We start from the raw sequence: 25,501 nt of genomic DNA on the forward strand, positions 1-25,501 counted from the left end.
GGTGCTGACTTCCTGAGCGTCAGCTCGGCGCGGTGCTCGGTTGTTCCGCGAACTGCGTGCGGTACAACTCGGCGTACCGGCCACCGCTCGCCAACAGCGATTCGTGAGTGCCCCGCTCGACGATCCGACCCGCCTCGATGACCAGGATCTGATCGGCCGCCCGGATCGTGGAGAGCCGGTGCGCGATCACGATCGACGTACGCCGAGCAAGGGCTTCCGCCAGCGCCGCCTGGACCGCCGCCTCGCTGGTCGCGTCCAGTGAGGCGGTCGCCTCGTCGAGGATGACGACGCGCGGCCCGGCCAGTAGCAGCCGCGCGATGGCCAGTCGCTGCCGCTCACCACCGGACAGCCGGTAGCCACGCTCACCGATCACCGTGTCCAAACCGTCCGGCATCGCGGCCACCACCTCACCCAGCCGTGCCCGCTCGATCACCTCGGCCAATTCGGTCTCGGTCGCATCCGGGCGGGCATAGAGCAGGTTGGCCCGGATCGAATCGTGGAAGAGGTGGCCGTCCTGGGTGACGGTGCCCGTCGCGGCCCGCAGCGACGCTGCCGACAGCGAGCGCACGTCGACACCGCCAATGGATACCGAGCCGCTGTCCACGTCGTAGAGGCGGGGGACGAGCGAGGCGATGGTCGACTTGCCCGCCCCGGAACTGCCCACCAGTGCCAGCATCTGACCGGGCGCAGCCTCGAACGAAATGTCGTGCAGCACCTCCTCGCCACCCCGCGCATCAAGGGTCATCACGTCCTCCAGGGAGGCGAGCGATACCTTGTCCGGTGCGGGGTAGGCGAAGCGCACCTGCTCGAACCGGACCGAGAGCGGCCCGTCCGATAGCGGCACCGGCGACGCCGGATCGGTGATCAGCGGCACCAGGTCGAGGATCTCGAAGACCCGCTCGAAGCTGACCAACGCACTCATCACATCGACGCGCGCACTGGCCAGACCGGTCAGCGGCGCATAGAGCCGGGTCAGCAGCAACGCGAGCGATACGACCGCACCGGCCTGCAGGCTGCCACCGAGCGCGAGGACACCGCCCAGCCCGTAGACGACTGCCAGGGCGAGCGCCGAGATGAAGGTCAGCGACGTGACGAAGGTCTGCTGGATCATCGCCGAGCGCACGCCGATGTCGCGGACCCGGCCGGCCCGGCGCGCGAACTCCTGAGACTCCTCGTCCGGCCGTCCGAAGAGCTTGACCAGGGTGGCGCCAGGAGCCGAAAAGCGCTCTGTCATTTGGGTGCTCATCGCCGCGTTGTGTTCGGCGGCTTCCCGGGAAGCCGCCGCCAGACGCGAGCCCATCAGCCGAGCTGGCAACCAGAACAGCGGTACCAGGATCAGCGCCACCACGGTGACCAGCCAGGAGATGCTGATCATCACGATCAACGTCAGGACCAGCGTGACCAGGTTCCCGATCAGGCCGGACAGCGTCGTACTGAATGCCCGCTGCGCGCCGATCACATCGTTGTTCAGCCGGCTCACCAGCGCACCCGTCCTGGTGCGGGTGAAGAACGCGACGGGCATCCGCTGCACGTGATCATGGACGGCGGTGCGTAGGTCGAGGATCACCCCCTCACCGATGCGGGCCGACAGCCAGCGCTGCAGCATCCCGAATGCCGCCTCGCCCAGCGCAATGACCGCGATGAGGACCGCCAACCCGACGACCCGCGACGACGGGTCGCCCGCTGTGATCGCATCCACGACCTGCCCCGCCACCAACGGACTGGCGACCGCGAGGACGGCCGTGATGATGCTGACGACGAAGAAGAAGGCAAGTTCGCGGCGGTGCGGGCGCCCGAATCCCCAGATGCGGCGCAGCAGCGCTCGCGAGATCGGCCGCTTGTCCTGGCGCGTCTGCATCGAGCGGTAGACCGCGCTGCGAGCGGCGGAGTGGACGTCCATTCCCCTGAAATTACGCTCTGGGACCGACACCGCGCCTTGGTAGGTTTGGCTTATGAAGATCAGCGCGCGCAACATCCTGCAGGGCACCGTCGTCGAGATCGTCAAGGGCGCGACCACCTCCCACGTCCGCCTGGATGTGAACGGTTCGACCGTGACGGCTGCGATCACCAACGAGGCCGTCGACGACCTGGGCCTGACCGTCGGTCAGCAGGCGTACGCCGTGGTGAAGGCCTCCGACGTGATGGTTGCGATTGACGACTGACAGCGAGGCGATTGAGGACGCGGTCCTCGTCCGGCTGCTCGCCAACGAGGAGCCACCGGGCCGCCTCTGCTCCTACGGACCAGGCACCGATCAGGTCTGGGAGGAGTACGGCGACCCGCGCCACCCGTTGACCGTCCTGGTCCACGGGGGCTACTTCCGGCCCTCCGTCGACCGCACGTACCTACGACCGATGGCCGTGGCGCTCGCGGCCATCGATCTACGGGTCGTGCTGGCGGAGTACCGACGGATCCCGGGCGCCCCCTGGGCCAGCGCGCAGGATCTGCGCGACCTCGACGACGTGCTCGGCGCTGCCACCTGGGTCGGTCACTCCGCGGGCGGGGCATTGGTGATGCGGCACGGTGCTGAGCGCACCCGATCGACCGTCGCTCTCGCACCGGTGGGGGATTTCGCCAAGTCCTACCGGGGCGGGCATGGCCGCCATGCGGTGCGTGACTGGATCGGCGGTTCGCCCCAGGACAAGCCAGCCGACTGGAAAGCCTTGGACCCCAGTGGTTTACAGGTCGATCGGCTGACCATCCTGCACGGCGACCTCGACCAGGCCGTGCCACCGCACGTCAACGCGGACCTCGAGGTCCAGTGGATCCGTGGCGCCCACCATTTCGACCTGGTCGATCCCGACTCGCGGTTCTGGCCCGATGTCAGCGCGTCGATCGCAGCAGCGACTCGAGGCTGAGCAAACCCTGCGCCACCTCGGTGTAACTACTCGACAGGGGTGCCGCGCCGACCCGGATGCCGTCCGGCTCACGGAAGTCCGGGATCACGTCACGCTCCCACAGCGCGGACACCAACGAGCGCGCGTCCGGATGCGAGAGCGTGACGTGCCCACCGCGTTCGGCGGGGTTACGCGGCGAAGCCACCTGCACGCCGTACTGGGAAAGCGTCGAGTCGACGTAGGATATGACGAATTCTCCTAAGGCAGTAGACTTTTCGCGCACTGCCTCGATCCCGACGGAGTCGATGAGGGCCACGGTGTCCTGGATCCCGGTCATGGCCAGCACCGGCGGCGTCCCAGAGATGAACCGGCGCATGCCGGACGCGGGGGCGTAGGACGGGCCCATGGCGAAGACGTCGCTGTTGCCCATCCAGCCTTGGATCGGTTGCGAGAGAACCGGTTGCAGGCGAGCGGCGACGTAACAGAAGGCCGGCGCTCCCGGCCCACCGTTGAGGTACTTGTAGCTGCACCCCACGGCGAGGTCGACTCCAGCGGCGTCGAGTGCGACCGGCACCGAGCCGGCTGAATGGCACAAGTCCCACAACACCAGCGCTCCTGCGTCGTGCGCGACTCGGGTGATGGCCGGTAGGTCGGCGAGGTAGCCGGACTTGTAGGCAACCTGCGACAGCAGCACGACACCAGTGCGCGGACCAAGGGCTGAGGCGACATTGGCAGCGGTGACGCCGAGGGCCGGATCCGGGTGCAGCCACACCAGCTTGGCACCGGTCTCGGCCGCAATCCCTTCTGCTACATAGCGATCCGTGGGGAAGTTCTCCGAGTCCAGGACAATCTCGGGTCGCGCGGGGCCGGCGTGGGCGACCGCCGCGCGCAGCAACTTGTAGAGCAGCACCGTCGTCGAGTCGCCGATCGCCGTCTGCCCAGGGGCGGCTCCGAGGCAGGCCGCCCCCAGATCGTCGCCGAGAGCGAACGGCAGCTCCATCCACTGCTCGTCCCACGACCGGATCAGCCGGGTGCCCCAGGCGCCGTCGACCACAGCAGTCAGCCGCTGTCGGGTCGCCTTCAGTGGCCGCCCGAGTGAGTTGCCGTCCAGGTAGGCGACCAGCGGCGTCGCACTGGGGACGAACAGGTCCCGCGCGAAGGCGAGCGGGTCGGTGCGGTCACGGGCGGCGGCGTCAGCGAGCAGATCCACGGCATCATCATGCCCCCAGTCGTGACAGGCTGCGTGCGTGCCTGGAAGCCAAGTGCCCGTGACCGACGACTGGGTCGCCGCCTGTCTTGATACTGCTGACCGCTGCTGGACGGCGATGACTGCGATCGTGACTGCGCTGGGTGACCACGAGATCAACCGGCGGCCGCCCTTGGAAGGTGCCAACTCGGCGTACGCGATCGTGCATCACTGCATCGAGATGAGCCGTTGGTGGCTGGGCACGTTCGGTTGCGGGCTCGGTCTGCCGCGCGACAGATCGGGTGAGTTCCGGGCCGAAGGCACGACGGTCGAGCTTCTCGAGCGCATCGCGAACGTCCGGTCGGACACGGTGGCGTGGACGCGTCGCATGATCGCCGAGGGGATCGCGGATCGGGACGCGCGCAGCACCACGGCCAGCGCCGACCTGGCCACCGTCACGCCCGAGTGGGTCGTCCTGCACGTCGTTCACGAGCTTGCGCAGCACCTGGGCCAACTCGAACTGACGCGTGATGTGCTGGGATGGACCCATGACTGAGGTACGACGGGTGTCCGCCAGCCGGGTGATCGACGCCCCCGCGGAGACCATCTTCGAGTTGATCGCCGATCCGGCGAACCAGCCGCAGTGGGATGGCAACGACAATCTGGGCCGCGCCGATGAAGGGCAACGCGTCCACGCCGTCGGCGACGTCTTTGTCATGCACAACAGCAACGGCAACGTCCGGGAGAACCACATCGTTGACTTCGAGGAGGGCCGCGTCATCGCGTGGCGCCCGTCGGAGGTGGGCGGAGCGATGCCCGGTCACGAATGGCGTTGGGAGATAGAGCCGTTGAAGTCCGGTGGTGCCCAGGTCACGCACACGTACGACTGGACCGACCTGAGGGACGAGAAGAGATTGGTGCGCGCCCGGGCGACCGGAGCGGATCAGTTGCGGGCCTCCCTTGACCGCCTGGCCGCGCTCGCTGAGAGCTAAACCGTCACAATCGACGTACGTCGATCGCGTCCTCCCGTGCTCGGTCACCTGATCGGCTGACGAAGTAGGCGCCGCCGGAAGGGTTTTCGGCCACGGCTTCCGCGAACGAGGTCCCGTGGTAGACGATCCCCACGCCGTCGTCGGTGCAGTAGCTGTCGGGGAGAGTTCCGTCGGCCACCAGGGAATGCAGCAGCGGACGGCGGCGCTCCTCGGTGTCGTAGTGCACGCCGTTGCCGTAGGGCAGGAACCCCAACCCGTCGGTCACGGGTGCCAGCTGCGGACCGAAGGAGTCCGTCGTACCGCCGACGTGCCAGCAGATCGAGCCGGCTGAGACGCCGGTGAGGACAACCCCGGCCAGCCAGGCTTCCCGCAACGCGACGTCAACACCGTGCACCCGCCATACCGCCAGCAGGTTCGCGACCGACCCGCCCATCACCCACACCACGTCCTGGCCGAGCAGATGCTCCCTGATCGACGGCACGTTCGGCATCCCGAACAGTTGCAGGTGGGACACGTCGTACCCCGCCACTCGACCGGCCTCGGCCAGGTTGTGCATCACCATCGGGTTGTCGCCGACCGCGGTCGAGATGAAGCAGACCCGCGGTGCGCGCCCGACGACACCTGCGAGATCCACCGCGTAGGTCGTCAGCGGTGCGAACTCCCAGTAGGTGCGCTCACCCGAGCGCAGACCGCCGGAAGTAGCCAGGATGGTGGGCTCAGCTGTGGTCACAGCCCGAGCCTAGAGTGAGGCCATGAGCATCCTCGATGAATCCATCGCCCGCCTCGACGGCACACCGGGCACGCTGCGGGATCTGACGGCTGGCCAGCCGGCGCTGCTGGTCAACGTCGCCTCCAAGTGCGGCTTGACCCCGCAGTACGCCAAGCTGGAGCAGCTCGAGAAGGACTACGCCGACAACGGATTCACCGTCGTTGGCTTCCCGTGCAACCAGTTCAACGGGCAGGAGCCCGGCAGCGCCGACGAGATCGCGCAGTTCTGCAGCGCGACCTACGGGGTCACCTTCCCGTTGAGCGAGAAGGTCGAGGTCAACGGTGCCGGGCGGCACCCGATCTACCGTGCGCTGATCGGCGACGGTGCGGACATCGAGTGGAACTTCGCCAAGTTCCTGATCGACGCCGACGGCAACGTGGTCGCCCGCTTCGGGTCACGCACCGAGCCGGACGCGCCGGAGGTCGTGACCGCGATCCAGCAGGTCATCGCCTAGACCGTCAGCCCCCGCTCGAGAGCAGCGGTGGTGTCCACCGACGGGCCGAGGTCGACCAGGTCTGAGTCGACCGGCGCGTCGGGTGTGCCGCGCTTGAGCAGGTTGTCGGCGATCGGGTAGAGCACGACGCCGAGCACCAGGATGATGATGCCGATCCAGAACGCGGCGGGTTCGTCGGTGAACGTGCTCCACGCCAACCAGATCGTGAAGATCAACGGGAAGACCACGAGCGACAGTGCGCCCGCCATCCCGCCGGGCACCTTGTACGGCCGCACCATGTTCGGCAGTTTGCGGCGCAGCGCGATGAACGCCGCGAACTCCAGCAGGATCGCCGCCATGTTGGTCAGCACGTCGGCGTCGACCAGAGCGGAGAAGTCCATCGTGCAGAAGATCGCGAAGATGACCACGGACAGCACGATGGCGGCCACAGGGGTCTTGTACTTCGGGTGGTCCTTGGCGACCCACCGCGGCAGGTAGCCGTCGGCCGCCAGCACGCGCGGCACCCGCGAGCCGCTCATCAGCAGCGACGAGAAGAGACCGATCTGGGCGATTCCCACGCCGAAGGCGATCAGCAGCCCGAGCCAGTGGCCGGCGAGCAGCGTTCCCACAGAAGCAAAGTCGCCGTCGGACCAGTCGCCGAGGTCCTCATGCAGTCCCGAGCCGAGAGCCGCCATCATCGGTAGGACGTAACTGATGGTGATCAGCGGGATGGCGATCAGCAGTGCCCGACGGAAGGTCCGTGCCGGCTTGTCGACCTCCGCGAGCAGGGTCGAGGGGTTCTCCCAGCCGATGTAGTTCCAGATCACGATGCCCAGGCACGCCCCGAAGGCACTGAACGAGGTTTGGTCGGGCAGCGTGAACGGCGAAACGACCTTGTCCCAGCTGTCGTGCTGGAAGTTGTGCACGATGCCGTAGACCGACAGGATCGCGAACGGCACCATCACCACGGCGAAGAGCAGCAGCGAACTGTCGCCGACCACCCGCGAGCCGCGGATGTTCAGTCCGGCGAGGATGACCATGAAGACCACCGCGACGACCCAGTGCGTGTCGATGCTGAACTGACCGTCGAAGAACGAGAACAACACACCCCGGCCGCGTTCGGCGGGAGCCCAATAGGTGGCCAGGTAGTCGGCGAAGACAATCGGGTAGAGCGCGGTGTCCAGGAAGCTGTTCATCCACTGCCACGCGCCCTCGGTGAAGCCGGCGAACTTGCCCAACCCCACTTTCACCCAGTAGTAGTAACCACCCTCGACCGGCAACGCCGAGCCCAACTCCGCCGCCATCAGGGACACCGGGATACCGAAAACCACAGGTATCAAGAGCAGCATCAGCATGGTCATGCCGGCGCCACCGCTACTGATCGATTCCTCCAGGCCGAACGGGCCGCCCGAGACGCTGAAGAAGATGATGCCGACCAGCGGCAGCGTCTTCAGCTGCCGGGACAGCACATGGACGGTGCGCAGTTCTCCGTCGTTGCTCACGAATCAAATCCCAGTCCGAAACGATCCAGGGTTCGCAGCCACAGGTTGCGATGGCCGTCATGCTCGTCGGCGCGAGCCAGCGACGCCCGGGTCAACTGAATGCCCGTGTAGGCCAACGGTTCGGGCGGGAAGGGCAGCGGCTTGCTCTTCACCAACGGCGACCGCGTGACCTCGGTGTCCTTGCCGTCCAACAGATCGAGCATCGCGTGCGCGCCGAAACGCGTTGCCCCCACACCCAATCCGGTGTAGCCCATCGCATAGGCGACGCGTCCGTCCATGGCGGTGTCGACGAAGGCGAAGAACCGGGTGCAGGTGTCGATCGCGCCACCCCAACGGTGGCTGAACCGCAATCCGGAAAGTTGGGGGAAGGTCTGCACGAAGTGCGCGGCAAGGGTTTCGAACGTCGCCGGCCGATCGTCGTACTCCGGTTTGATCTTGCGCCCGAAGTGGTAGATGGCGTCGTAACCGCCCCACAGGATGCGGTTGTCGGCGGTGAGCCGGTAGTAGTGGAACTGGTTGCCGGCGTCACCGAAGCCCTGCCGGTGACGCCAACCGATCGCGGACAGCTGGGCGTCGCTGAGCGGCTCAGTCATCAGCACGTAGTCGTAGACCGGCACCGTGTAGAGCCGCAGCCGACGCAACAGGGGTTGGAAAACGTTGGTGCCCAACGCAACCCGGTCCGCGTGCACCGTCCCGTGGTCGGTCCCCAGGGCGATGCGGGATCCCGCCGACAGTGACCGGACCGGTGTGTTCTCCACGATGCGTACGCCGAGTGCTTCCGCCGCGTCCGCCAACCCCCAGGCGAGTTTGGCTGGGTTGAGCATCGCGACACCGGTCTTGTCCCACACGCCGCCGAGGAAGGTGGGGGAGTCCAGTTCGGCGCGTACCCCGGCCGCTGACAGGAGGTTCTCACCGAGCTCGGCGAGCTGATGCGGTTGCGTCGCGACGTCCACCTCGCCGGTGCGTTCGAAGTCGCAGTCGATGCCGAGGCGCTGAACGGTGGCCTCGATCGCATCCAGATTGTCCATCCCGAGCTTCTCGATCGCCGGCATGGCCGCTGCACCGAACCGCGACAGGCCGTTGTCGTAGCCGTGGGTGAGGTCCGCTGCGCAGAACCCGCCGTTGCGTCCAGTGGCCGCCCACGCCAGCCGGTCGGTCTCCAGGAGCACCACGTCCCGCGACGGGTCGGCCTCCTTGGCCAGCAACGCGGTCCACAAGCCGGTGAAGCCGCCGCCCACGACCGCGAGGTCGCACGAGACGTCGCCGGTCAGGGCTGGTCGGGCCGCCGGTCGCTCAGGAGTATCGAGCCAGAACGGAATCCGTCGTGCATCGCGATACAGATGCTCATAAACCACTGTGAATACGCCTCAATACTTTGTTTTCGTTCGTGGGCCCGGTTGATTTACTCACAATCCTTGGCAGGAGGCAAGGGGTACGGAGTGGTTCGATGCAGGAATGCACTGGCCCACCGCGATCGTGGTCGCGGCCTTGTTCGCGTTCGTCTGGGCCGCCGTCGCGATCCACCGGCGGCAGAGTGCGACGGGCTTCGTCTCCGACGTGGACCGGGCGACCTACCGCACGTTGCGTACCGCCGCCGAAGCCGCCGGTGACCTGGGCGAGGGGCTGACTGCCGAAGGCGCCGCCCGTGCCGCGCGCCCGCTGCAGGCCATCCTGGGCACTCCCGCCGTGGCCCTGGGTGACCTCAGCGGCGTGCTCGCCTGGGAGGGTGCCGGCGAAGCCCACCATCGGCGTACGGCGCCCGCTCACCTCCGGCGCGCGATCGAGACCGGCCGCACGGTCCTGATCGATCCCGATGAGTTGGTCTGCGCTGACCCGGACTGTCCGATCCGCAGCGGCCTGGTGACCCCGCTGGTCGTCGACGAACGAGTCGTCGGCACGCTCGCGGCGTACGGGCCGCAGACCAGCCCCGGTCTGGTGCGGGCCACCGAGCAGGTCGCCGGGTACGTTTCGTCCCAGTTGGAAGTCGCCGAGGTCGGCCGCGAGCGCACTCGTGCCATGGCCGCCGAACTGCGGGCCTTGCGGGCCCAGATCAGCCCGCACTTCATCTACAACAGCCTGACCGCGATCGCCTCCTTCGTCCGCACCGATCCCGACCGGGCGCGGGACCTGTTGTTGGAGTTCGCCGACTTCACGCGTTACTCGCTGCGCGGCGGCGAATTCACCACGCTCGCTGATGAATTGCGCAACGTGCAGCGCTATCTGGAGTTGGAGCAGGCGCGGTTCGGCGACCGGCTGCAGATCGAGTTGCTGATCGCCCCGGAGGTGCTGCCGGTCGCACTTCCCTACTTGGCGGTCCAACCACTTGTGGAGAACGCGGTCCGGCACGGTTTGGCCGCCAAGGAGGGGATCGGCGTACTCAGCATCACGGCGCGGGACGCAGGGTCGGTCGCCGAGATCGTGGTCGAGGACGACGGGGTGGGCGCCGATCCGCAGGTCATCCAGCGCGCGCTGGACGGCCAGGGCGCGGACTCGATCGGTCTGGGCAACGTCGATGCGCGGCTGCGAGAGGTGTACGGCGACGCCTACGGTCTGGTGGTGGAGACGGCTCCGGGGGAGGGCAGCAAAGTGACGTTGCGCGTGCCGAAGTTCGCGGAGCACGTGCGCGCGTGAAATAGGTTGGACCCCGTGAGTCCTGTGCCGCCCGTCACACCACCTGAGCCCCTGCGGGTGCTCGTGGTGGACGATGAGGCGCCGGCCCGGGACGAGTTGGTCCATCTGCTGGCGGCCGACGACCGGATCGGTCGGGTGCACGTTGCGCCCAGTGGATCCGAGGCGCTGCGGACCCTGGAGGCGGAGGAGATCGACGTCGTCTTCAGTGACGTCAGCATGCCGGGGCTGGACGGGATGGATCTGACCCGCGTCATCGCCCGCTTCGCGCAGCGGCCGCAGGTGGTGCTCGTGACCGCGCACCAGCAGTACGCCGTCGATGCCTTCGCGTTGCAGGTCGCCGACTACCTGATGAAACCGGTGCGGGCCGAACGTCTGGCCGAAGCGGTCCGCCGGGTCAGCGGCTCCCGAACTCTGCCGGACTCTGACGGTTCGGCTGCGGATGAGGAAACCATCGCGGTCGAGCGCGGCGGCGTGACCCGCTTCATCCGTCGGGACGACATCCGGTACGTGCATGCCCAGGGCGACTACGCGCGCTTGCACACCGACTCCGGCACGCACCTGGTCCGTATCCCGCTAGCCACCCTCGAGCAGCGTTGGGAGGCAGCCGGATTCATCCGGATTCACCGCAGCATCCTGGTGGCCACCAAGTTCGTCGGGCAGGTACGGATGCGCGACGGTCACTGCACGGTCGTCGTCGACGGTGAAGAACTGAGCGTCAGCCGACGGCACACCCGGGCACTGCGGGACCGCCTACTGCGGCAGCCGGGCTGACATGCCCGAGTCCCGCCGGGTGCGCATCACCAGTTCCGCCGCCCGCGCCGCGCGGGCCCGCCCGCGAGCCGTGGAGCTGCACGAGCAGAGCGACGTCGGTGACGTGTACCTCGCGGGTTTGATGCGCGCCCAACTGCGGCTGAGCCTGACGGTGCTGGCGGTCGGGGCGATCGTTCTGGGCGGACTGCCCCTGGCCTTCTCCCTGGTGCCGGCGATCAGCACCACGCGCATCGCCGGCATCGGCCTGCCCTGGTGGCTGCTCGGCGTACTGGTCTATCCCGCTGCCTATCTGGCAGCCCGCTTCTACGTGCGGGCCAGCACCCGGATCGAGCAGCAGTTCGCCGAAGCCGTCGCGGAGGACAGTGCGTGACCCAGTGGCTCTCGCTCGGCGCGGTGGTGGCCGTCTGCGTGCTGACCCTCGCCGTCGGCTCCTGGGGTCTGCGGTGGTCACGCCCCACCAGCGACTTTTACGTCGCGGGACGCACGGTGCGACCCTGGCGCAACGCCAGCGCCATTTGCGGTGAATACCTCTCCGCCGCATCGTTTCTCGGGGTCGCAGCGCTGGTCTACGAACGCGGGGTCGACCTGTTGTGGCTGCCAGTCGGCTACACCGTCGGGTACGTCGTGCTCCTGGTTCTCGTGGCCGCTCCGTTGCGCCGGTCCGGCGCTTACACGCTGGCCGACTTCGCCCAGATGCGCCTCGACTCGCAGTTCGTGCGGCGGCTGGCAGCCGTGCTCGTGGTCGCGATCGGCTGGCTCTACCTGCTGCCCCAGTTCCAGGGGGCTGGCTTGGCGCTGACCCACCTGACCGGCTGGCCCACCTGGGTCGGCGGGTTGGTCGTGGCGGTCGTCGTGCTCGCCAACGTGGCCTCCGGCGGGATGCGCTCCATCACCGCCGTGCAGGCGATGCAGTACTGGCTGAAGCTCACCGCGATCAGCGTCCCGGTGTGCATCCTGCTGGCTTACTGGTGGTTGCAGGGCCGACCGGGCATGACGCCGCCGGACCCGGGCTGGGCCGGTTCGCTGTGGGGACTGGGCGAGTACGGGCACCCGGTCTACGCCACCTGGAGCACGCTGGTCGCTCTGGCCCTGGGCGCTATGGGGCTGCCGCACATCCTGGTGCGTTTCTACACCAATCCCGACGGCACCGACGCGCGCCGCACCACGGTCGCCGTGATCGCGCTGCTTGGGGTGTTCTACCTGTTCCCGCCGCTGTGGGCGGTGCTCGCCCGGGTCTATCTGGACCCCGCACCTTCTGCCGTGAGCACCGATGCCGTCGTGCTGGGTCTGCCGGGCGCCGCGTTTGCCGGGGTTCCGGCGCACGCATTGACCGCGGTGGTCGCTGGCGGCGCCTTCGCCGCATTCTTGTCCACTGCCTCCGGGCTGGCGATGTCCGTGACCGGGGCCTTGCACCACGACCTGTGGGAGGCGCGTGGGAGCACGGGTTCCCAGCCCTTACGCGGTTTCCGGTTGGCAGCACTCGCAGCGCTGGGCGCGCCGTACCTGCTCTCGTTGCTGTTGCCGTCGGTGGGTCTGGCGACCACCGTGACCCTGGCGTTCGCGGTGGCCGCCGCGACGTTCGCACCGCTGCTGGTCCTCGGCATCTGGTGGCGTGGCCTGAGTCGGACGGGGGCAGTGGCGGGCCTGCTCACCGGCGGGATCACGGCCACGACGGCGGTCGTGATCACGATGTTCCAGCGCGACCTGTCCGGATGGCCGGGCGCGTTGCTCAGCCAACCCGCCGCGTGGTGCACCCCGTTGACCTTCGCGGTGATGGTCATCGTCTCGCTCGCAACTCCCGGAAGCGTCCCCGCGCGGACGGTGGGGGTGCTGATGCGGCTGCACACGCCGGAACAGGTCGGGGTCAGCGCGCGCTGACCGTTCGTCGCGGGCGGCCTACCGCTCGTCGCGCGACCTATCGCCGTACGCCGATCCGAACCGATCGCCTGGCGCACCACTCCCGCGCGATCACCCAAGGCGCTTGTGATCTGAGTCACTCTTGGCCGGATCGATCCCGCCGGTGGTCGACGCAGAACACCTCGACCCCAGAACGCAAGGAAGGTGGCGCCCGTGGCCAACGACGTCCAAGAGGAACCGACCCTGGCGGAGGAGGTGCAGCGCAGCGACGAATTCGTCGAGATGCGAAGGAAATTCCGCGGTTTCGTCTTCCCGATGACGATCGCCGGACTGTCCTGGTACTTCCTGTACGTGTTGTGTGCGGTGTTCGCGCACGACTTCATGTCCAAGAAGGTGATCGGCAACATCAACATCGGGTTGATCTTCGGTCTGCTGCAGTTCGTGTCGACCTTCGCCATCACGATGCTCTACGTGCGCTGGGCCGACAAGGAATTCGACCCGCGCGCCGAGGCGATCGCCACCAAGATGAAGGCGCGGATGGCGGAGGACGGCGAATGAACACACTCAGCGTCCAGACGGCCGCAACGGTCGGCAGCCCGGCCTTGAACATCGGGATCTTCCTTCTGTTCGTGGCTTTCACCCTCTACATCGTGCTGAGGGTCTCGCGCACCAACCGCTCCGCGACCGACTTCTACGCCGGCGGTCGGGCCTTCTCCGGACGGCAGAACGGCATCGCGATCGCCGGTGACTACCTGTCCGCGGCCTCCTTCCTGGGCATCGCCGGAGCGATCGCGCTGACCGGCTACGACGGCTTCCTCTACTCGATCGGCTTCCTGGTCGCATGGTTGATCGCGCTGCTGCTGGTGGCCGAACTGCTGCGCAACGTCGGCAAATACACGATGGCCGACGTCTTGTCCTTCCGGCTCAAGCAGCGCCCGGTCCGGATGGCGGCGGCGATCTCGACGCTGGCCGTGTCGTTCTTCTACCTGCTGGCCCAGATGGCCGGTGCTGGTGGACTCGTCGCGCTGCTGCTGGGCATCGACGGTGCCGTCGGCCAGCGGATCGTGGTCATCGCGGTGGGCGTGCTGATGATCGTCTACGTACTGGTCGGCGGGATGAAGGGCACCACCTGGGTGCAGATGATCAAAGCGACCCTGCTGATCATCGGTGTCTTCGTGATGAGTGTCTGGACCCTCGGCAAGTTCGGGCTGAACCTGTCCAGCCTGCTGGGCGGTGCCGCGGACGCCGGTGGGGACAAACTGCTCAATCCGGGTGCGAAATACGGCAAGGACACCACCACCAAGATCGACTTCATCTCGTTGTCCCTGGCTTTGGTGCTCGGAACGGCCGGTCTGCCGCACGTGCTGATGCGCTTCTACACCGTGCCGTCGGCCAAGGAGGCCCGTCGTTCGGGTGTCTGGGCGATCTGGCTGATCGGCATCTTCTACCTGCTCACCCTGGTGATCGGGTACGGTGCTGCAGCCCTCGTTGGGTCGGAGAAGATCAATGCCGCTCCCGGGAAAGCGAATTCGGCTGCTCCGCTGTTGGCGTTCGAACTGGGCGGCACCGTGTTGCTGGGCATCATCGCCGGTATCGCGTTCGCCACGATCCTTGCGGTGGTCGCGGGTCTGACGATCACCGCCAGCGCCTCGCTGTCGCACGATGTCTACAACTCGGTGATCAAGAAGGGCACAGCGACGCCGGAGGAAGAGGTCAAGGTGGCACGCTTGTCGGCGCTGGCCCTCGGTGCGGTGGCCATCATCGGCGGCATCTTCGCGATCGGTCAGAACGTCGCCTTCCTGGTGGCGCTGGCCTTCGCGGTGGCGGCCAGCGCGAACCTCCCGACGATCCTGTACTCGCTCTTCTGGAAGCGGTTCAACACCCGTGGCGCGGTGTGGAGCATCTACGGCGGTCTGATCTCGGCGGTGACGCTGATCATCTTCTCGCCGGTCGTGTCCGGTAAGCCGGTGGTCGCAGCGACCGGCAAGAGCGAGTCGATGCTGCAGGGTGTGGACTTCCACTGGTTCCCGCTGGACAACCCGGGCATCATCTCGATCCCGATCGGCTTCTTCCTCGGCTGGCTCGGCACCGTGACCAGCAAGGAGCACAACGAGGCGAAATGGGCTGAGCTGGAGGTGCGTTCGCTCACCGGCGTCGGCGCCGAAGGAGCCGTCGACCACTAACGAATCTGCACGCCTTCGTCCCGCAAGACCGTGGGGAGGTCACGTCGCGCCACCGGCTCATCGCTGCCGGTGGCGCGACGAATGCGGTCGGTGCGGAAGGCACGAAAGCCGTCTCGGGTGCGGCACCATGCAATCAAGTACCAGTGGTCCTGGCCGCGAAGCATCCCGACCGGCTCGACGACGCGCTCGCTGGTCGCGCCGTCGCCCGCCACGTAGTCAAGGGCCAGGGCCGTCGAGGCGGTCACTGCCGACTCGATTGCCTGCAGGACGTCGTGCGCGACCGGTTCCTTCGCGACCACGGCCACCTGTGAATCCCACTGACCCACATGACTCTTCGCGGCGGCTCCTAAGCCTGCCCGGACCTTGCGGAGTGCGGAGGCGGCGGCGGACCCGTAGGGCATCCGGCCGGTCTCGGTGAGCGCGAGCATCACTGCGACGGCCTCACTTTCGGTCAGGTTGAGCGGCGGCAGGCTGTGTTGCACATCGATCGTCCAACCCCCGCCCCGGCCCTCCTCGAAGCGCACCGGCACACCACCGGCCATCAGGGTCTGCAGGTCCCGCTGGATCGTTCGGTCGCTGACCTGGTGCTCGGCGGCCAGCGCGGCGACCGTCACCAGTCGGGGGCTGGCCGCCCGCAAGCGCTCGGTGAGTGCGAACAGCCGATCGAGCCGCGTCATGGCATCAGTGTGCTGCCTCGATGCGCTCGGTGAGCCACTCGCGATACAGCGCTTCGGTCTCGTAGCGCACCGGCAGGTCAGCCAAGGTGAAGGCATGCCCCGCTCCGGCGACGATTTCCAGCCGGACCGCAGCCACCTGCCGCCACCGGTCGGCCATCCAGAGGGTGTCGTCCAAGAGCGTGTCGCGGGTGCCAACGGTGAAGAGGGCCGGCGGCATCCCGGTCAGGTCGCCGAACAGCGGTGAGAACTGCGGCTCGCGCCACCGCTCTCGCGGGGTATCGGCCAGCAACATGCTCACGGGGGTGTCCAATCGGGAGCCGGCACTCGGCGTACCGGCAAGGTCGTAGACGCCAAAGGTGAGCAGCGCACCGAGCCAGGATGCTGGACGCCGTTGCAGGACAAGCGCAGCCAGGTGAGCGCCAGCCGAGTCGCCGCCGATCAAGCGCGGACCCCGCGTCGCGTCCGCGACCGCAACGCAGTCGTCCAGACACGCCGGGAACGGGTGCTCGGGCGGCTGACGGTAACCGACTGAGATCGCGCGCAGCCCGGTGTGCTCGGCAATCGCCCGCAAGCGGCTGTCGGTCGTGCGGTGCGAACCCAGGCACCACCCGCCGCCGTGCAGGTAGAGGTAGGTGCCGCGGGTGGGACGGGTCAGCGGCTCGATGATCCGGACGGGTACGCCGTCCACCACCTCATCGCGCCCGTCCGGGTCGAGCGTCGGATCGCCGATCGAACTGCTGGCCCGGTATTGCGGCCAGGTCAGGCCGTCGGGCAGGTGGTACAGATTCCCGGTGGAAGAGGTCCACTGCGCGGCGTGCTCGGCGCTGAGTGCGGCACTGTTGTGACCGAACGTGGCCAGGGCGGACTCGGCAGGCGTCAGGATGCTGGTTGTGGTGTCCATGGCCCCAGCGTGCGCTGGCCCGGCGACAACGTGCTGTCACCGTTTCCGGGTCACAGGTCAGATAGCCAGACCGATCGCGTGACCGATGCCGTAGGTGATGGCCATGGCCAGCGCACCACCGATCACATTGCGCAGCACCGCCGGGCGCACCGGAGCGTCGCCCAGGCGCGCGGACACCGAACCGGTGATCACGAGTGCGATCAGCACGGCGATGAAGGTGATCGGTACCCGCCAGGTCGGACCGGGCAGCAGGATCGCTGCCAGGGGCAGGGCGGCGCCGACCGTGAAGGCGAGGAACGAGGCGAACGCCGCCTCCCAGGGGTTGGTCAACTCGTTCGGGTCGATGTTGAGTTCGGCGTCGGCGTGCGCGGCCAGGGCGTCGTGCTCGGTGAGTTGATGAGCGACCTGCTCGGCGAGGTCCCGATCCAGGCCCTTGGCCTGGTAGATCTGGGTGAGCTCCTCGAGCTCCTCCTGCGGCATATCCCGGAGCTCGGCCGTCTCCTTGGCAATCAATGCCTTCTCGGTGTCCCGCTGGGTGCTCACCGAAACGTACTCTCCGGCGGCCATACTCAGCGCACCGGCGACCAGACCGGCGACACCTGCAACGGCGATATCCGAACGCTGCGAGCTTGCGCCCGCCACACCGACCACGATGCCCGCGACGCTGACAATGCCGTCGTTGGCGCCGAGGACGCCGGCTCGCAACCAGTTCAGCTTCGAGGCGACACCCTCATGATGGGCTTCCCCTTCGTGCGGGGTCACAGTCTGCTCGGTCACAACGTCAACTGTGCCCGAACGGCACGGCGACTGCTAGGAAGGTGAGGCTCTACAACTCCGAGATCGAACCGTGCTGGAAGAGGTCCCCCTCGTCGGGGGTGCCGGTCGCCGCAGGGTCGACGGCAACGGCCTCGACCTCGTGTTCGGTCAGGCTGCCGTCGAAGATGCCTTCCGCGAAATGGCAGGCCACCCGGTGGGTTTCAGGGATACCGTCGATGGAGACCGACCGCAACTGTGGGCGCTCGGTGTCGCAACGGGTCGCCTGTTTCCACGGGCACCGGGTGTGGAAGCGGCAGCCACTGGGTGGATTGGCGGGGCTGGGCAGGTCACCGGTCAGCAGCAACCGTTCGCGGGTGTCCTCCGCGGTCGGATCGGGCACGGGTACGGCGGACATAAGGGCCCGCGTGTACGGATGCAGGGGCGCTGCGTAGAGGTCGTCAGCGTGCGCCTCCTCGACCAATGCCCCCAGGTACATCACACCGACCCGGTCGCTGATGTGCCGCACGACCGCCAGGTCATGGGAGATGACCAGGTAGGTCAGGCCGAATTGCTCTTGCAGATCCTCCAGCAGGTTGATCACCTGCGCCTGCACCGAGACGTCCAGGGCACTGACCGGTTCGTCGGCGACGATCAACTTCGGATCCACCGACAATGCCCGGGCGATACCGACCCGCTGTCGCTGGCCGCCGGAGAACTCGTGCGGATACTTCGACAACGCCTGGGGCGGCAGACCAACTGCCGCCAGCAACTCACGGAGCCGGGTGTTGGCGGCCTTCTTGTCCTTGGCCAGGCCATGGGCCGCCATCCCTTCCAGGAGAAGGGATTCGACGGTCTGACGCGGATCGAGGCTGGACAGCGGGTCCTGGAAGACCATCTGCATGTCCTTGCGCTTGCGGCGCAGCGACTCCTTGGACAGGGTCGCCAGGTCGTCCCCGTCGATCGTGACACTGCCCCCGGTCGGCTCGTCCAACCACAGCAGAGCTCGACCGAATGTTGATTTGCCGCAACCGGATTCACCGACCAGGCCGTAGGTCTCGCCCTCCTCGATCTGCAGGTCCATCCCGTCGACGGCGTAGACGTAACCAACCGTCTTGTCGAAGATCACCCCGCCCTTGATCGGGAAGTGGACCGCGACGTCCTTGGCGTCCACCAGTTTCACGCGCCTACCTCCTGCTTGGCCGGGACCGGGTTATGGCAGCGCAGTAACCGGTCGCCGTCATCGGCGAGTTCGGGCATCTTCTGCACACAGGTCTCGATCGGCTGCGAGCAGCGGGGAGCGAAGGCGCAGGCGTGGGTCCACGGCAGGTTGTCCGCAACCGAACCCGGCACCGGTGTCAGCCGCTCACCGCGCGGGGCGTCCAGCCGCGGGATCGACGCCAGCAGACCGTTGGTGTAGGGGTGCCGCGGACTCTCGAACAACTCGTGGCGAGAAGCCCGCTCGACGATCTTGCCGCCGTACAGCACATTGACCTCGTCGCACAGTCCGGCCACCACGCCCAGGTCGTGGGTGATCATGATCAGCGCGGTATCGGAGCCGGTGACCAGTTCTTTGAGCAGCGCCAGGATCTGCGCCTGGATGGTGACGTCCAGTGCCGTCGTGGGTTCGTCGGCGATCAGCAGTCGCGGCTCACACGCCAACGCCATGGCGATCAGCGCACGTTGGCGCATCCCGCCGGACAGTTGGTGCGGATACTCCTTCAACCGGCGGTCCGGATCCGGAATCCCCACGCGCTCGAGCAGATCGCGGGCCAGGGGAGTCGCCGCCTTCTTGGACAGACCACGGTGCCGGGTCATCACCTCGGTGACCTGGGTGCCGATGGGTACCACCGGGTTCAGCGAGGACAACGGGTCCTGGAAGATCATCGCCAGGTCGCGACCACGCCGATCACGCATGGCGCGCGACGACAGCGACAGCAGGTCGGTGCCGTCGAAGGTGGCGGTCCCGGTGACGGTGTTGCCGCGACCCGGCAGCAGGCCCATGATCGCCAGCGACGTCACCGACTTGCCGCAGCCGGACTCACCCACCAGGCCGACGGTCTGCCCTGCCCGCACGTCGAAGTCGACGCCATCGACCGCTCGGAAGGCGCGGTCGCCGCGACCGAAGGTCACCGTCAGGTCGCGCACACTGAGCAGCGGGCTGTTCATCGTCTGCTCGGTATTCATCGTCTGCTCTTGGGGTCCAGGGCCTCGCGCAGCGACTCACCAACGAGGGTGAAGCCGAGCGCGACCACGATGATGCAGATCGCCGGGTAGAAGGCCATGTGCGGGTAGGTGTCGATGAATTGCTCTGAGTTGCCGAGCATCTGGCCCCATTCCGGTGAGGAGTCGTCGGGGTTGCCCAGGCCGAGGAAGGACAGTGCGGCCGCGTCGATGATCGAGGTGGCCACCACCATCGTGGCCTGCACCAGGACCGGCCCGAGGGAGTTGGGCAGCATGTGCCGGAAGACGATCGATCGTTCCCGTACGCCGAGTGCCCGGGCGGCCAGGACGTGATCACTGCCGCGTTGGGCCAGCATCGATCCGCGCAGCAATCGCGCGAAGATCGGCACCTGCGCGATACCGATGGCCAGGATCACCGTCCACTGCGAGGCCTGACCGAACAGGACAGCAACGGACACTGCCAACAGCAGCGACGGCACCGACAGCATCACGTCGACGATGCGCATCACCACCGAGTCGACCCAGCCGCCGAGGGCACCGGCGAGGGTGCCCAGGATCAGACCACCGAGCAGACCGGCGATCGTCGCGCCGACACCGACCATCAGCGTCTGCCGGGAACCCCAGATCAACCGGGACAGCAGGTCGCGGCCCTGGTCATCGCCGCCCAGCGGGAAGCCCGGTTGCGCCGGTGGGATCGGGGTGTTCGGCGTGACCTGACTGATCAGGTACTGCGTCCCCGGGTTGTGCCGGGCCAGCAGCGGAGCGAAGATCGCCACGAACAGGAAGATCGCCACGATTGCCAGCCCGAAGAGGAACATCGGGTTGCGACGCAGCCGTCGCCAGGCGGAGGCGAGCAGGCTGACGCCCTCGCTGTCCTTGACCGCCCCGGCCTCGTCGGTGCGCTCCAGCACCGCCGTCGAGCCGGAGCGGGCGAGGTCGTCGATGCGTTCTTTCTTGCGGCCCATGGGATGAGGCGTCATCGCGTCCTCACCCTCGGGTCCAGATACGCATACGCGATGTCAACGAGGAGGTTCACCACGACGTACGTCAGGGCCGCCATCAGGATCAGGATCTGCAGCACCGGGTAGTCCTTCTGGGAGAACCCGACGTTCATGGCGTCGCCCAGCCCGGCGATCGAAAAGACCGTCTCGGTCAGCACCGCACCGGTGAGCAGCCCGCCCACCTGCAGGCCGATGGTGGTGACCACCGGGAGCATTGCGTTGCGCATGATGTGTCGACCGCGGATCGTCCGGTTGGTCAGGCCTTTGGCCTCGGCGGTGCGCACGTAGTCCTCATCCATGACCTCCAGCACCGAGGCCCGGGTGATCCGCAGGACCACCGCGAACGGGATCGACGCCAGGGCGAGCGCTGGAAGGATCAGATGTTTGAAGGCATCCCACGCCGCGTCGTACTCGCGGGTGATGATGCCGTCGAGGATGTAGAACCCGGTCACCCGGGTGGCATCGAGGTTGGGGTCCTGGCGGCCGTTCAGCGGCAACCAGTGCAACTCCACCGCGAAGAGGTACTTCAGCACGAAGGCCAGGAAGAACACGGGGACGGCGACGCCGATCAGCGAGATGATCACCGACCCACCGTCGAGGAAGGTGCCGCGGTGTCGAGCGGCCAGATAGCCCAACGGAATTCCCGCGGCGAGCGCGAAGATCAGCGCTAGGACGGAGAGCTCGATGGTGGCGGGTAGCCGGTTCAGGAAGACCTGCATCGCATCGGCACCAGGTTGGACGGCGATCGAGGTTCCGAACTGGCCGTGGATCGCGTTGTTCAGAAACCGCAGGTACTGCATCGGCAACGGCTGGTCCAGGCCGAGCGCCTTCTCCATGGCCGCGCGGGTTTCCGGTGTCGCGCGTTCGCCGAGCAGTGCCGAGACCGGCCCGCCGGGCAGCGCCCGCAACCAGAAGAAGACCAGCAACGACAGCACCAGCAGCACGCCGATCATCTGCAGCAGACGCCGGACGATGAAGCGCAGCAAGCGAATTCCCCTATCGCGGGCAAGCACGCCGGCCGCTGGATGCGGCCGGCGTGCCCCGGGTGGCTAGTTCTTGACGGCGGTCGCGAAGTCTTCGGCGGTCAGCGGGCTGGCAACCACACCCGTGACGTTCTTGCCGAAGACGATGGCCGGCGGGGAACTCGAGATCGGCAGACCGGGCAGGTACTCGGTCATGATCTGCTCGTTGATCTTCTCGTACGCCGCGTTGCGGGCGCTCGCGTCGACCGTGCTGTCCGCGGTCTTCAGGTCCTTCTCGAGGGTGGCGCCCCACGGGTAGGCGCCCACGTCCATCTGCCCGGTCGCGGGGAAGAAGCTGCCCAGGAAGTTGTCGGTGTTGTTGAAGTCACCGGTCCAACCCATCAAGTAGGCAGGCGCCTTGCCGGCCTGGGTCTGGTCGATGTAGCCACCGGCCCACGGCTTGGTGATCGTGTTGACCTTCACGCCGACCGCTTCCCAGTCCGCCTTGATCGCGTTGAAGATCTTGATCGGGCTGGGCATGTACGGCCGTGAAACTTCCGAGGGGTACCACAGGTCGATGCTCAGGTTGCTCTTACCGGCTTCCGCCAGCAGCGACTTGGCCTTGGCCGGGTCGTACGCATTGGGCTGCAGCGACTTGTTGTAACCGTCGACCGTGTTGGGCATGAACTGAGTGGCCACCGTTGCGCCAGAGGGCAACTGGGACTTCACCAGCTGGTCGCGGTTGATGGCGTAGTAGAGCGCCTGGCGGACCTTGAGGTCCTTCAGGTCCGGGTCGGCCTTGGCGTTCAGGCCCAGGTAGAGGATGTTGAAGGCCGGGCGCACCTCGAGGTTCATCCCAGCGGACTTCAGCGAGTCCCAGTCGGTCGGGTTGGGCAGGTCGTAGCCGTCGATCTGACCGGCCAGCAACGACTGCTTACGCTGCGACTCGTCGGGAATGATCGAGAAAACCAACTTGGCGACCTTGGCCTTCGGGCCCCAGTAGTCGTCGTTGCGCACCAGCGTGATCGTCTTGTTGGTGACGTCGTAGCTGCTGAACTTGAACGGGCCGGTGCCGGTCGGGTACTTCTGCGCGTACTCCGACTGCACGAACCCGTCGCCCTGGGCCTTGATGTCGTTGGCCTTGTACTTGTCCATCGCCGTCGGGCTCTGCATCGACAGCGACGTCAGGGACAGACCGTTCGGGATCTTGGAGGAGGCCCGGGCGAACTTCAGGACGACCTTGTCGGTGCCCTCGGTGGTGCACCCCTGGTACAGGTCGTCGGCCGACTTGTTGTAGCCGCCCATCACCGTGGTCCAGTACTCCGAGGCGCTCTGGCCGGCCTGGTTCTGGGAGTCCATCCGCTCGAAGTTCTTGCAGACCGCTTCGGCGTTGAACGGCGTACCGTCGCTGAACTTCACGCCCTGGCGCAGGTTGAAGGTCCACTCCTTACCGTCGGCGGACCCCGTCCAACTGGTCGCCAGGCCCGGCTCGGGGTCAGCGGTTCCGGGCTTGATCGCGACGAGGGTGTCGAAGATCTGCCGGCTGACCCGGAAGGTCTCGCCGTCGGAGCCGTAGAACGGGTCGAAGGTCGAGGGGGCACCTGCCGCGCCGAAGGTGAGCGTGGCGTTGGAGGCGCCACCGGTACCGCTACCGGTGGCTCCGGAGTCGCCGCGGTCGGACTTGGCGCAGCCGGACAGCGTCAGGGCGGCGACGCTGGCGATGGCCAGTGGCGCGGTCAGCCGGGAAAACTTCATGTGATTGAACTCCTGCTCGGGCAGATTCCTTGCGACCGCCGCCGGGACGGCCACGGTTTCCGGGAACCGTATAGCAATGCTGTGCCGAAGATGTGGGTTCCGGGGCGTCCGTTGCGGTGTTGAGACATTCGCCTCGCTCAGGCCGGATCGACGTCCTCGCGTAGCGTCCGCGGGAGCAGCCGGGCGCCAGGTCCCTCGGCAGCGAGTTCATCGCGCAGATTCATCACCGAGCACCGCTGGAGGGACAGGCAACCGCAGCCGATGCAGCCGTCGAGACCGTCGCGCAACCGCTCCAGAGCGGCGATCCGATCCTCCAGATAGTGCCGCCAATGCCGGGACAGCCGGGTCCAGTCCGCTTTGGTCGGGGTGCGGCCGCCGGGCAGGGTTTCCAATTCCTCACGGATCTGCTGCAGCGACAGGCCGATGGTGGACGCGGCGCGGATAAAAGCCAGGCGGCGCAGGACGGCGCGCGGGTAGATCCGGTGTCCGCCCGGTGTGCGTTCGCTACTGATCAGCCCTTCGGCCTCGTAGTAGCGCAGCGTGGGCGCGCTGAATCCGCTGCGGCGGACGATGTCGCCGATGGGCAGAAGCTCGGGCATGTCGATCCTCCGGGGCCGAAACACAGTTGCGCGGCTTATCGACAGATGCGCGGGTTACAACCTGCGCACCTGTCGATAACCCGCGCGGATGCGAGCCGAGTTGAACTCAAGTCCACTTGAGATTACAGAATGCCTGTGTGACGACATGTGAGGCACCGGCAACGGCCCCGATCAGCCTGTGGAGCAACGGAAATGCGACGGTGGCATTTGGTGGGACCGCACTGGTCACCCTGGGCGCCTACGCCGACCGGGCCACGAATACGGTCCTGCCGCGGGTCGCCGACGATCTGCACGGGCTGGCCTGGTTCGGCGCCGCTGCGGCCGCACCGATGATCACGTACGTCGCGGCCACGGCCTGGGCGGGCATCCGCGTCGATCGCCGTGGGCCGGCCGGCGGGATCGTGCTCGCGGCCTTCTTGTTCATAGCGGCGCAACTGGGCTCCGCGATCTCGCCGAGCATGGCGATCTTCACCGGCACGCGTCTGCTGTCCGGAGCCAGCGAAGCGATCCTCGACATCTCGGTCACCGTGCTGGTGGCCCAACTGCTGCCTGAGGAGCTACGGGCCAAGGTCTTCGCCGCTTTCGCCGTCGCCTGGGTCGCACCGTCGGTCGTCGGTCCCGTCGTGGCCGGAGGCCTGGCCGACGGGGTCGGCTGGCGCTGGTCGTTCGTGCTCACCGGACTGCTGATGCTGCCGGCCCTCGCGATGGTGGCGCCGGCGTTACGCCGCTCGGTCGCAGGATCCTCTGTGCAACCCGCGGAACGGGAGGGTCGGCGGCGGGTGCTGGCCGCCGTACTGGCCAGCCTCGTCCTGGGTCTGCTGGCCTGGGTGGGCAGCACCGGTCACCTCTGGCTGCTGGTCCCCGCGCTGGCCATGCTCGCGGTGACCCTGATGCGTACGCTGCCGGCCGGCACGTTGCGAGCCCACCCGGGCCCGCCGGCGATCATCGCGATGCGGGCGATGGTGGCGGGCAGTTTCGCCGTCGGTTCGCTCTTCCTGCCGCTGCTGCTGGTCAGTCTGCGCGGCTACAGCCTCAGCCACGCCGGTGTCGTGATGACGCTGACCGCGGCGCTGTGGGCGTTCGGTTCCTGGCTGAACGCGCGAGACAGAATCCAGGCCTTTCCCGCCGCCACCCGGTTGCGCGTTGCGTTGGGCCTGATGGCTCTCGGTATCGCCGGCACAGCGACCTTCGTCCTGTCCCCAGTGCCCGGTCTGATCGGCATGATCAGTTGGTCGATCGCCTCGCTCGGCATCGGACTGGCCACCCCCACGCTGTCCGTGGCGATGCTCGCGGCCGCCCCGGTGGCCGAGCAGGGCCACTACCAGTCCGGTATCTACATCGCCCAAGCCACCGCCAGCAGCGTCGTCGGGGCGCTGGGCGGTGCGCTGATCGCGACCGGCCATGCCACCGCCGCCGGATTCGGGGTCATGCTGCTGGCCGGGGCCGCCGTCGCGCTGGCCGGCGCAGCGCTCGCCGGGCGGGTGGCAAAACCACTCCAAAATCCCTGAGA

The 25,501-nt window shown here is 67.4% G+C and carries 26 protein-coding genes; 12 read left to right on the plus strand and 14 right to left on the minus strand.

Going from position 1 to position 25,501, the window contains the following annotated elements:
- Window positions 1-19 precede the first annotated feature (19 nt).
- Window positions 20-1,900, minus strand: a complete 1,881-nt coding sequence (locus DR843_RS01755) for an ABC transporter ATP-binding protein (protein WP_109683824.1) — start codon at window positions 1,898-1,900, stop codon at window positions 20-22.
- Between the two features lie 52 nt (window positions 1,901-1,952).
- On the opposite strand from DR843_RS01755, the gene DR843_RS01760 reads away from it, so the two are divergent.
- Window positions 1,953-2,162: a TOBE domain-containing protein gene (locus DR843_RS01760; protein ID WP_109683825.1), complete on the plus strand. Its 210-nt coding sequence runs from the start codon at window positions 1,953-1,955 to the stop codon at window positions 2,160-2,162.
- On the plus strand, window positions 2,152-2,856 hold the full coding sequence (locus DR843_RS01765) for an alpha/beta hydrolase family protein (RefSeq protein ID WP_109683826.1): 705 nt from the start codon (window positions 2,152-2,154) through the stop codon (window positions 2,854-2,856). The genes DR843_RS01760 and DR843_RS01765 overlap by 11 nt, the downstream gene beginning before the upstream one ends.
- On the opposite strand, the gene DR843_RS01770 is transcribed toward DR843_RS01765, so the two are convergent.
- Window positions 2,822-4,045 carry a kynureninase gene (locus DR843_RS01770; RefSeq protein WP_109683827.1) on the minus strand — a complete coding sequence of 408 codons (1,224 nt, stop codon included), beginning with the start codon at window positions 4,043-4,045 and terminating at the stop codon, window positions 2,822-2,824. The two genes, DR843_RS01765 and DR843_RS01770, sit on opposite strands and share 35 nt — an antisense overlap.
- Window positions 4,046-4,082: 37 nt before the next feature.
- Between DR843_RS01770 and DR843_RS01775 the strand changes: the two genes are divergently transcribed.
- Together DR843_RS01775 and DR843_RS01780 are read left to right on the plus strand one after the other, a co-directional pair.
- Window positions 4,083-4,577, plus strand: coding sequence for a DinB family protein (locus DR843_RS01775; protein WP_211310164.1), 495 nt, complete (start codon window positions 4,083-4,085; stop codon window positions 4,575-4,577).
- Complete coding sequence (locus DR843_RS01780) at window positions 4,570-5,013, plus strand: SRPBCC family protein (protein ID WP_109683828.1); 444 nt, start codon at window positions 4,570-4,572, stop codon at window positions 5,011-5,013. Before DR843_RS01775 ends, DR843_RS01780 begins: the two co-directional genes overlap by 8 nt.
- 4 nt (window positions 5,014-5,017) lie before the next feature.
- Here DR843_RS01780 and DR843_RS01785 read toward each other — a convergent pair whose 3' ends face one another.
- Window positions 5,018-5,743, minus strand: coding sequence for a Type 1 glutamine amidotransferase-like domain-containing protein (locus DR843_RS01785; RefSeq protein ID WP_109683829.1), 726 nt, complete (start codon window positions 5,741-5,743; stop codon window positions 5,018-5,020).
- A gap of 22 nt (window positions 5,744-5,765) precedes the next feature.
- On the opposite strand from DR843_RS01785, the gene DR843_RS01790 reads away from it, so the two are divergent.
- Window positions 5,766-6,236, plus strand: a complete 471-nt coding sequence (locus tag DR843_RS01790) for a glutathione peroxidase (protein WP_109683830.1) — start codon at window positions 5,766-5,768, stop codon at window positions 6,234-6,236.
- Here the strand turns inward: DR843_RS01790 and DR843_RS01795 are convergent.
- Window positions 6,233-7,717, minus strand: a complete 1,485-nt coding sequence (locus DR843_RS01795) for an APC family permease (protein WP_109683831.1) — start codon at window positions 7,715-7,717, stop codon at window positions 6,233-6,235. The genes DR843_RS01790 and DR843_RS01795 overlap by 4 nt on opposite strands.
- Window positions 7,714-9,072 (minus strand): NAD(P)/FAD-dependent oxidoreductase, encoded by a 1,359-nt coding sequence (locus DR843_RS01800; protein WP_109683832.1) that lies wholly within the window; start codon window positions 9,070-9,072, stop codon window positions 7,714-7,716. The genes DR843_RS01795 and DR843_RS01800 overlap by 4 nt, the downstream gene beginning before the upstream one ends.
- Window positions 9,073-9,172: 100 nt before the next feature.
- On the opposite strand from DR843_RS01800, the gene DR843_RS01805 reads away from it, so the two are divergent.
- From DR843_RS01805 to DR843_RS01830, 6 genes are all read left to right on the plus strand, one after another.
- Window positions 9,173-10,348, plus strand: a complete 1,176-nt coding sequence (locus DR843_RS01805) for a histidine kinase (protein ID WP_109683833.1) — start codon at window positions 9,173-9,175, stop codon at window positions 10,346-10,348.
- A 15-nt stretch (window positions 10,349-10,363) separates the two neighbouring features.
- The gene (locus DR843_RS01810) at window positions 10,364-11,119 is read left to right on the plus strand and encodes a LytR/AlgR family response regulator transcription factor (protein ID WP_245933936.1); all 756 of its coding nucleotides are present in this window, start codon (window positions 10,364-10,366) and stop codon (window positions 11,117-11,119) included.
- 1 nt (window position 11,120) lies between these two features.
- Window positions 11,121-11,489: a DUF485 domain-containing protein gene (locus DR843_RS01815; protein WP_109683835.1), complete on the plus strand. Its 369-nt coding sequence runs from the start codon at window positions 11,121-11,123 to the stop codon at window positions 11,487-11,489.
- Complete coding sequence (locus DR843_RS01820; RefSeq protein ID WP_109683836.1) at window positions 11,486-12,997, plus strand: sodium/solute symporter; 1,512 nt, start codon at window positions 11,486-11,488, stop codon at window positions 12,995-12,997. The genes DR843_RS01815 and DR843_RS01820 overlap by 4 nt, the downstream gene beginning before the upstream one ends.
- A 192-nt stretch (window positions 12,998-13,189) precedes the next feature.
- Window positions 13,190-13,534, plus strand: a complete 345-nt coding sequence (locus DR843_RS01825) for a DUF485 domain-containing protein (RefSeq protein WP_109683837.1) — start codon at window positions 13,190-13,192, stop codon at window positions 13,532-13,534.
- The gene (locus DR843_RS01830) at window positions 13,531-15,159 is read left to right on the plus strand and encodes a solute symporter family protein (RefSeq protein ID WP_109683838.1); all 1,629 of its coding nucleotides are present in this window, start codon (window positions 13,531-13,533) and stop codon (window positions 15,157-15,159) included. Before DR843_RS01825 ends, DR843_RS01830 begins: the two co-directional genes overlap by 4 nt.
- On the opposite strand, the gene DR843_RS01835 is transcribed toward DR843_RS01830, so the two are convergent.
- The 9 genes from DR843_RS01835 to soxR all read right to left on the minus strand — a co-directional run bounded on the left by DR843_RS01835 (window position 15,156) and on the right by soxR (window position 23,991).
- Window positions 15,156-15,836 (minus strand): helix-turn-helix transcriptional regulator, encoded by a 681-nt coding sequence (locus tag DR843_RS01835; protein ID WP_170119714.1) that lies wholly within the window; start codon window positions 15,834-15,836, stop codon window positions 15,156-15,158. The two genes, DR843_RS01830 and DR843_RS01835, sit on opposite strands and share 4 nt — an antisense overlap.
- Before the next feature lie 4 nt (window positions 15,837-15,840).
- Complete coding sequence (locus DR843_RS01840; protein WP_109683840.1) at window positions 15,841-16,737, minus strand: alpha/beta hydrolase; 897 nt, start codon at window positions 16,735-16,737, stop codon at window positions 15,841-15,843.
- A gap of 57 nt (window positions 16,738-16,794) precedes the next feature.
- A complete protein-coding gene (locus DR843_RS01845) occupies window positions 16,795-17,514 on the minus strand; it encodes a VIT1/CCC1 transporter family protein (RefSeq protein ID WP_211310165.1) in 720 nt (239 codons plus the stop codon).
- Between the two features lie 49 nt (window positions 17,515-17,563).
- Window positions 17,564-18,673, minus strand: a complete 1,110-nt coding sequence (locus tag DR843_RS01850) for an ABC transporter ATP-binding protein (RefSeq protein WP_109683842.1) — start codon at window positions 18,671-18,673, stop codon at window positions 17,564-17,566.
- On the minus strand, window positions 18,670-19,677 hold the full coding sequence (locus DR843_RS01855; RefSeq protein WP_109683843.1) for an ABC transporter ATP-binding protein: 1,008 nt from the start codon (window positions 19,675-19,677) through the stop codon (window positions 18,670-18,672). The genes DR843_RS01850 and DR843_RS01855 overlap by 4 nt, the downstream gene beginning before the upstream one ends.
- Entirely contained in the window at window positions 19,674-20,654 is a 981-nt protein-coding gene (locus DR843_RS01860; protein ID WP_211310166.1) for an ABC transporter permease, read from the minus strand. Before DR843_RS01860 ends, DR843_RS01855 begins: the two co-directional genes overlap by 4 nt.
- On the minus strand, window positions 20,651-21,661 hold the full coding sequence (locus DR843_RS01865) for an ABC transporter permease (RefSeq protein ID WP_109683845.1): 1,011 nt from the start codon (window positions 21,659-21,661) through the stop codon (window positions 20,651-20,653). Before DR843_RS01865 ends, DR843_RS01860 begins: the two co-directional genes overlap by 4 nt.
- 63 nt (window positions 21,662-21,724) lie before the next feature.
- On the minus strand, window positions 21,725-23,446 hold the full coding sequence (locus DR843_RS01870; RefSeq protein ID WP_342767140.1) for an ABC transporter substrate-binding protein: 1,722 nt from the start codon (window positions 23,444-23,446) through the stop codon (window positions 21,725-21,727).
- 83 nt (window positions 23,447-23,529) lie between these two features.
- A complete protein-coding gene (gene soxR, locus DR843_RS01875) occupies window positions 23,530-23,991 on the minus strand; it encodes a redox-sensitive transcriptional activator SoxR (RefSeq protein WP_211310167.1) in 462 nt (153 codons plus the stop codon).
- Window positions 23,992-24,128: 137 nt separating this feature from the next.
- On the opposite strand from soxR, the gene DR843_RS01880 reads away from it, so the two are divergent.
- Entirely contained in the window at window positions 24,129-25,499 is a 1,371-nt protein-coding gene (locus tag DR843_RS01880; protein ID WP_170119715.1) for an MFS transporter, read from the plus strand.
- Window positions 25,500-25,501: the final 2 nt, after the last annotated feature.

Source organism: Branchiibius hedensis (genome assembly GCF_900108585.1).
GTDB classification, from domain to species: Bacteria; Actinomycetota; Actinomycetes; order Actinomycetales; family Dermatophilaceae; genus Branchiibius; species Branchiibius hedensis.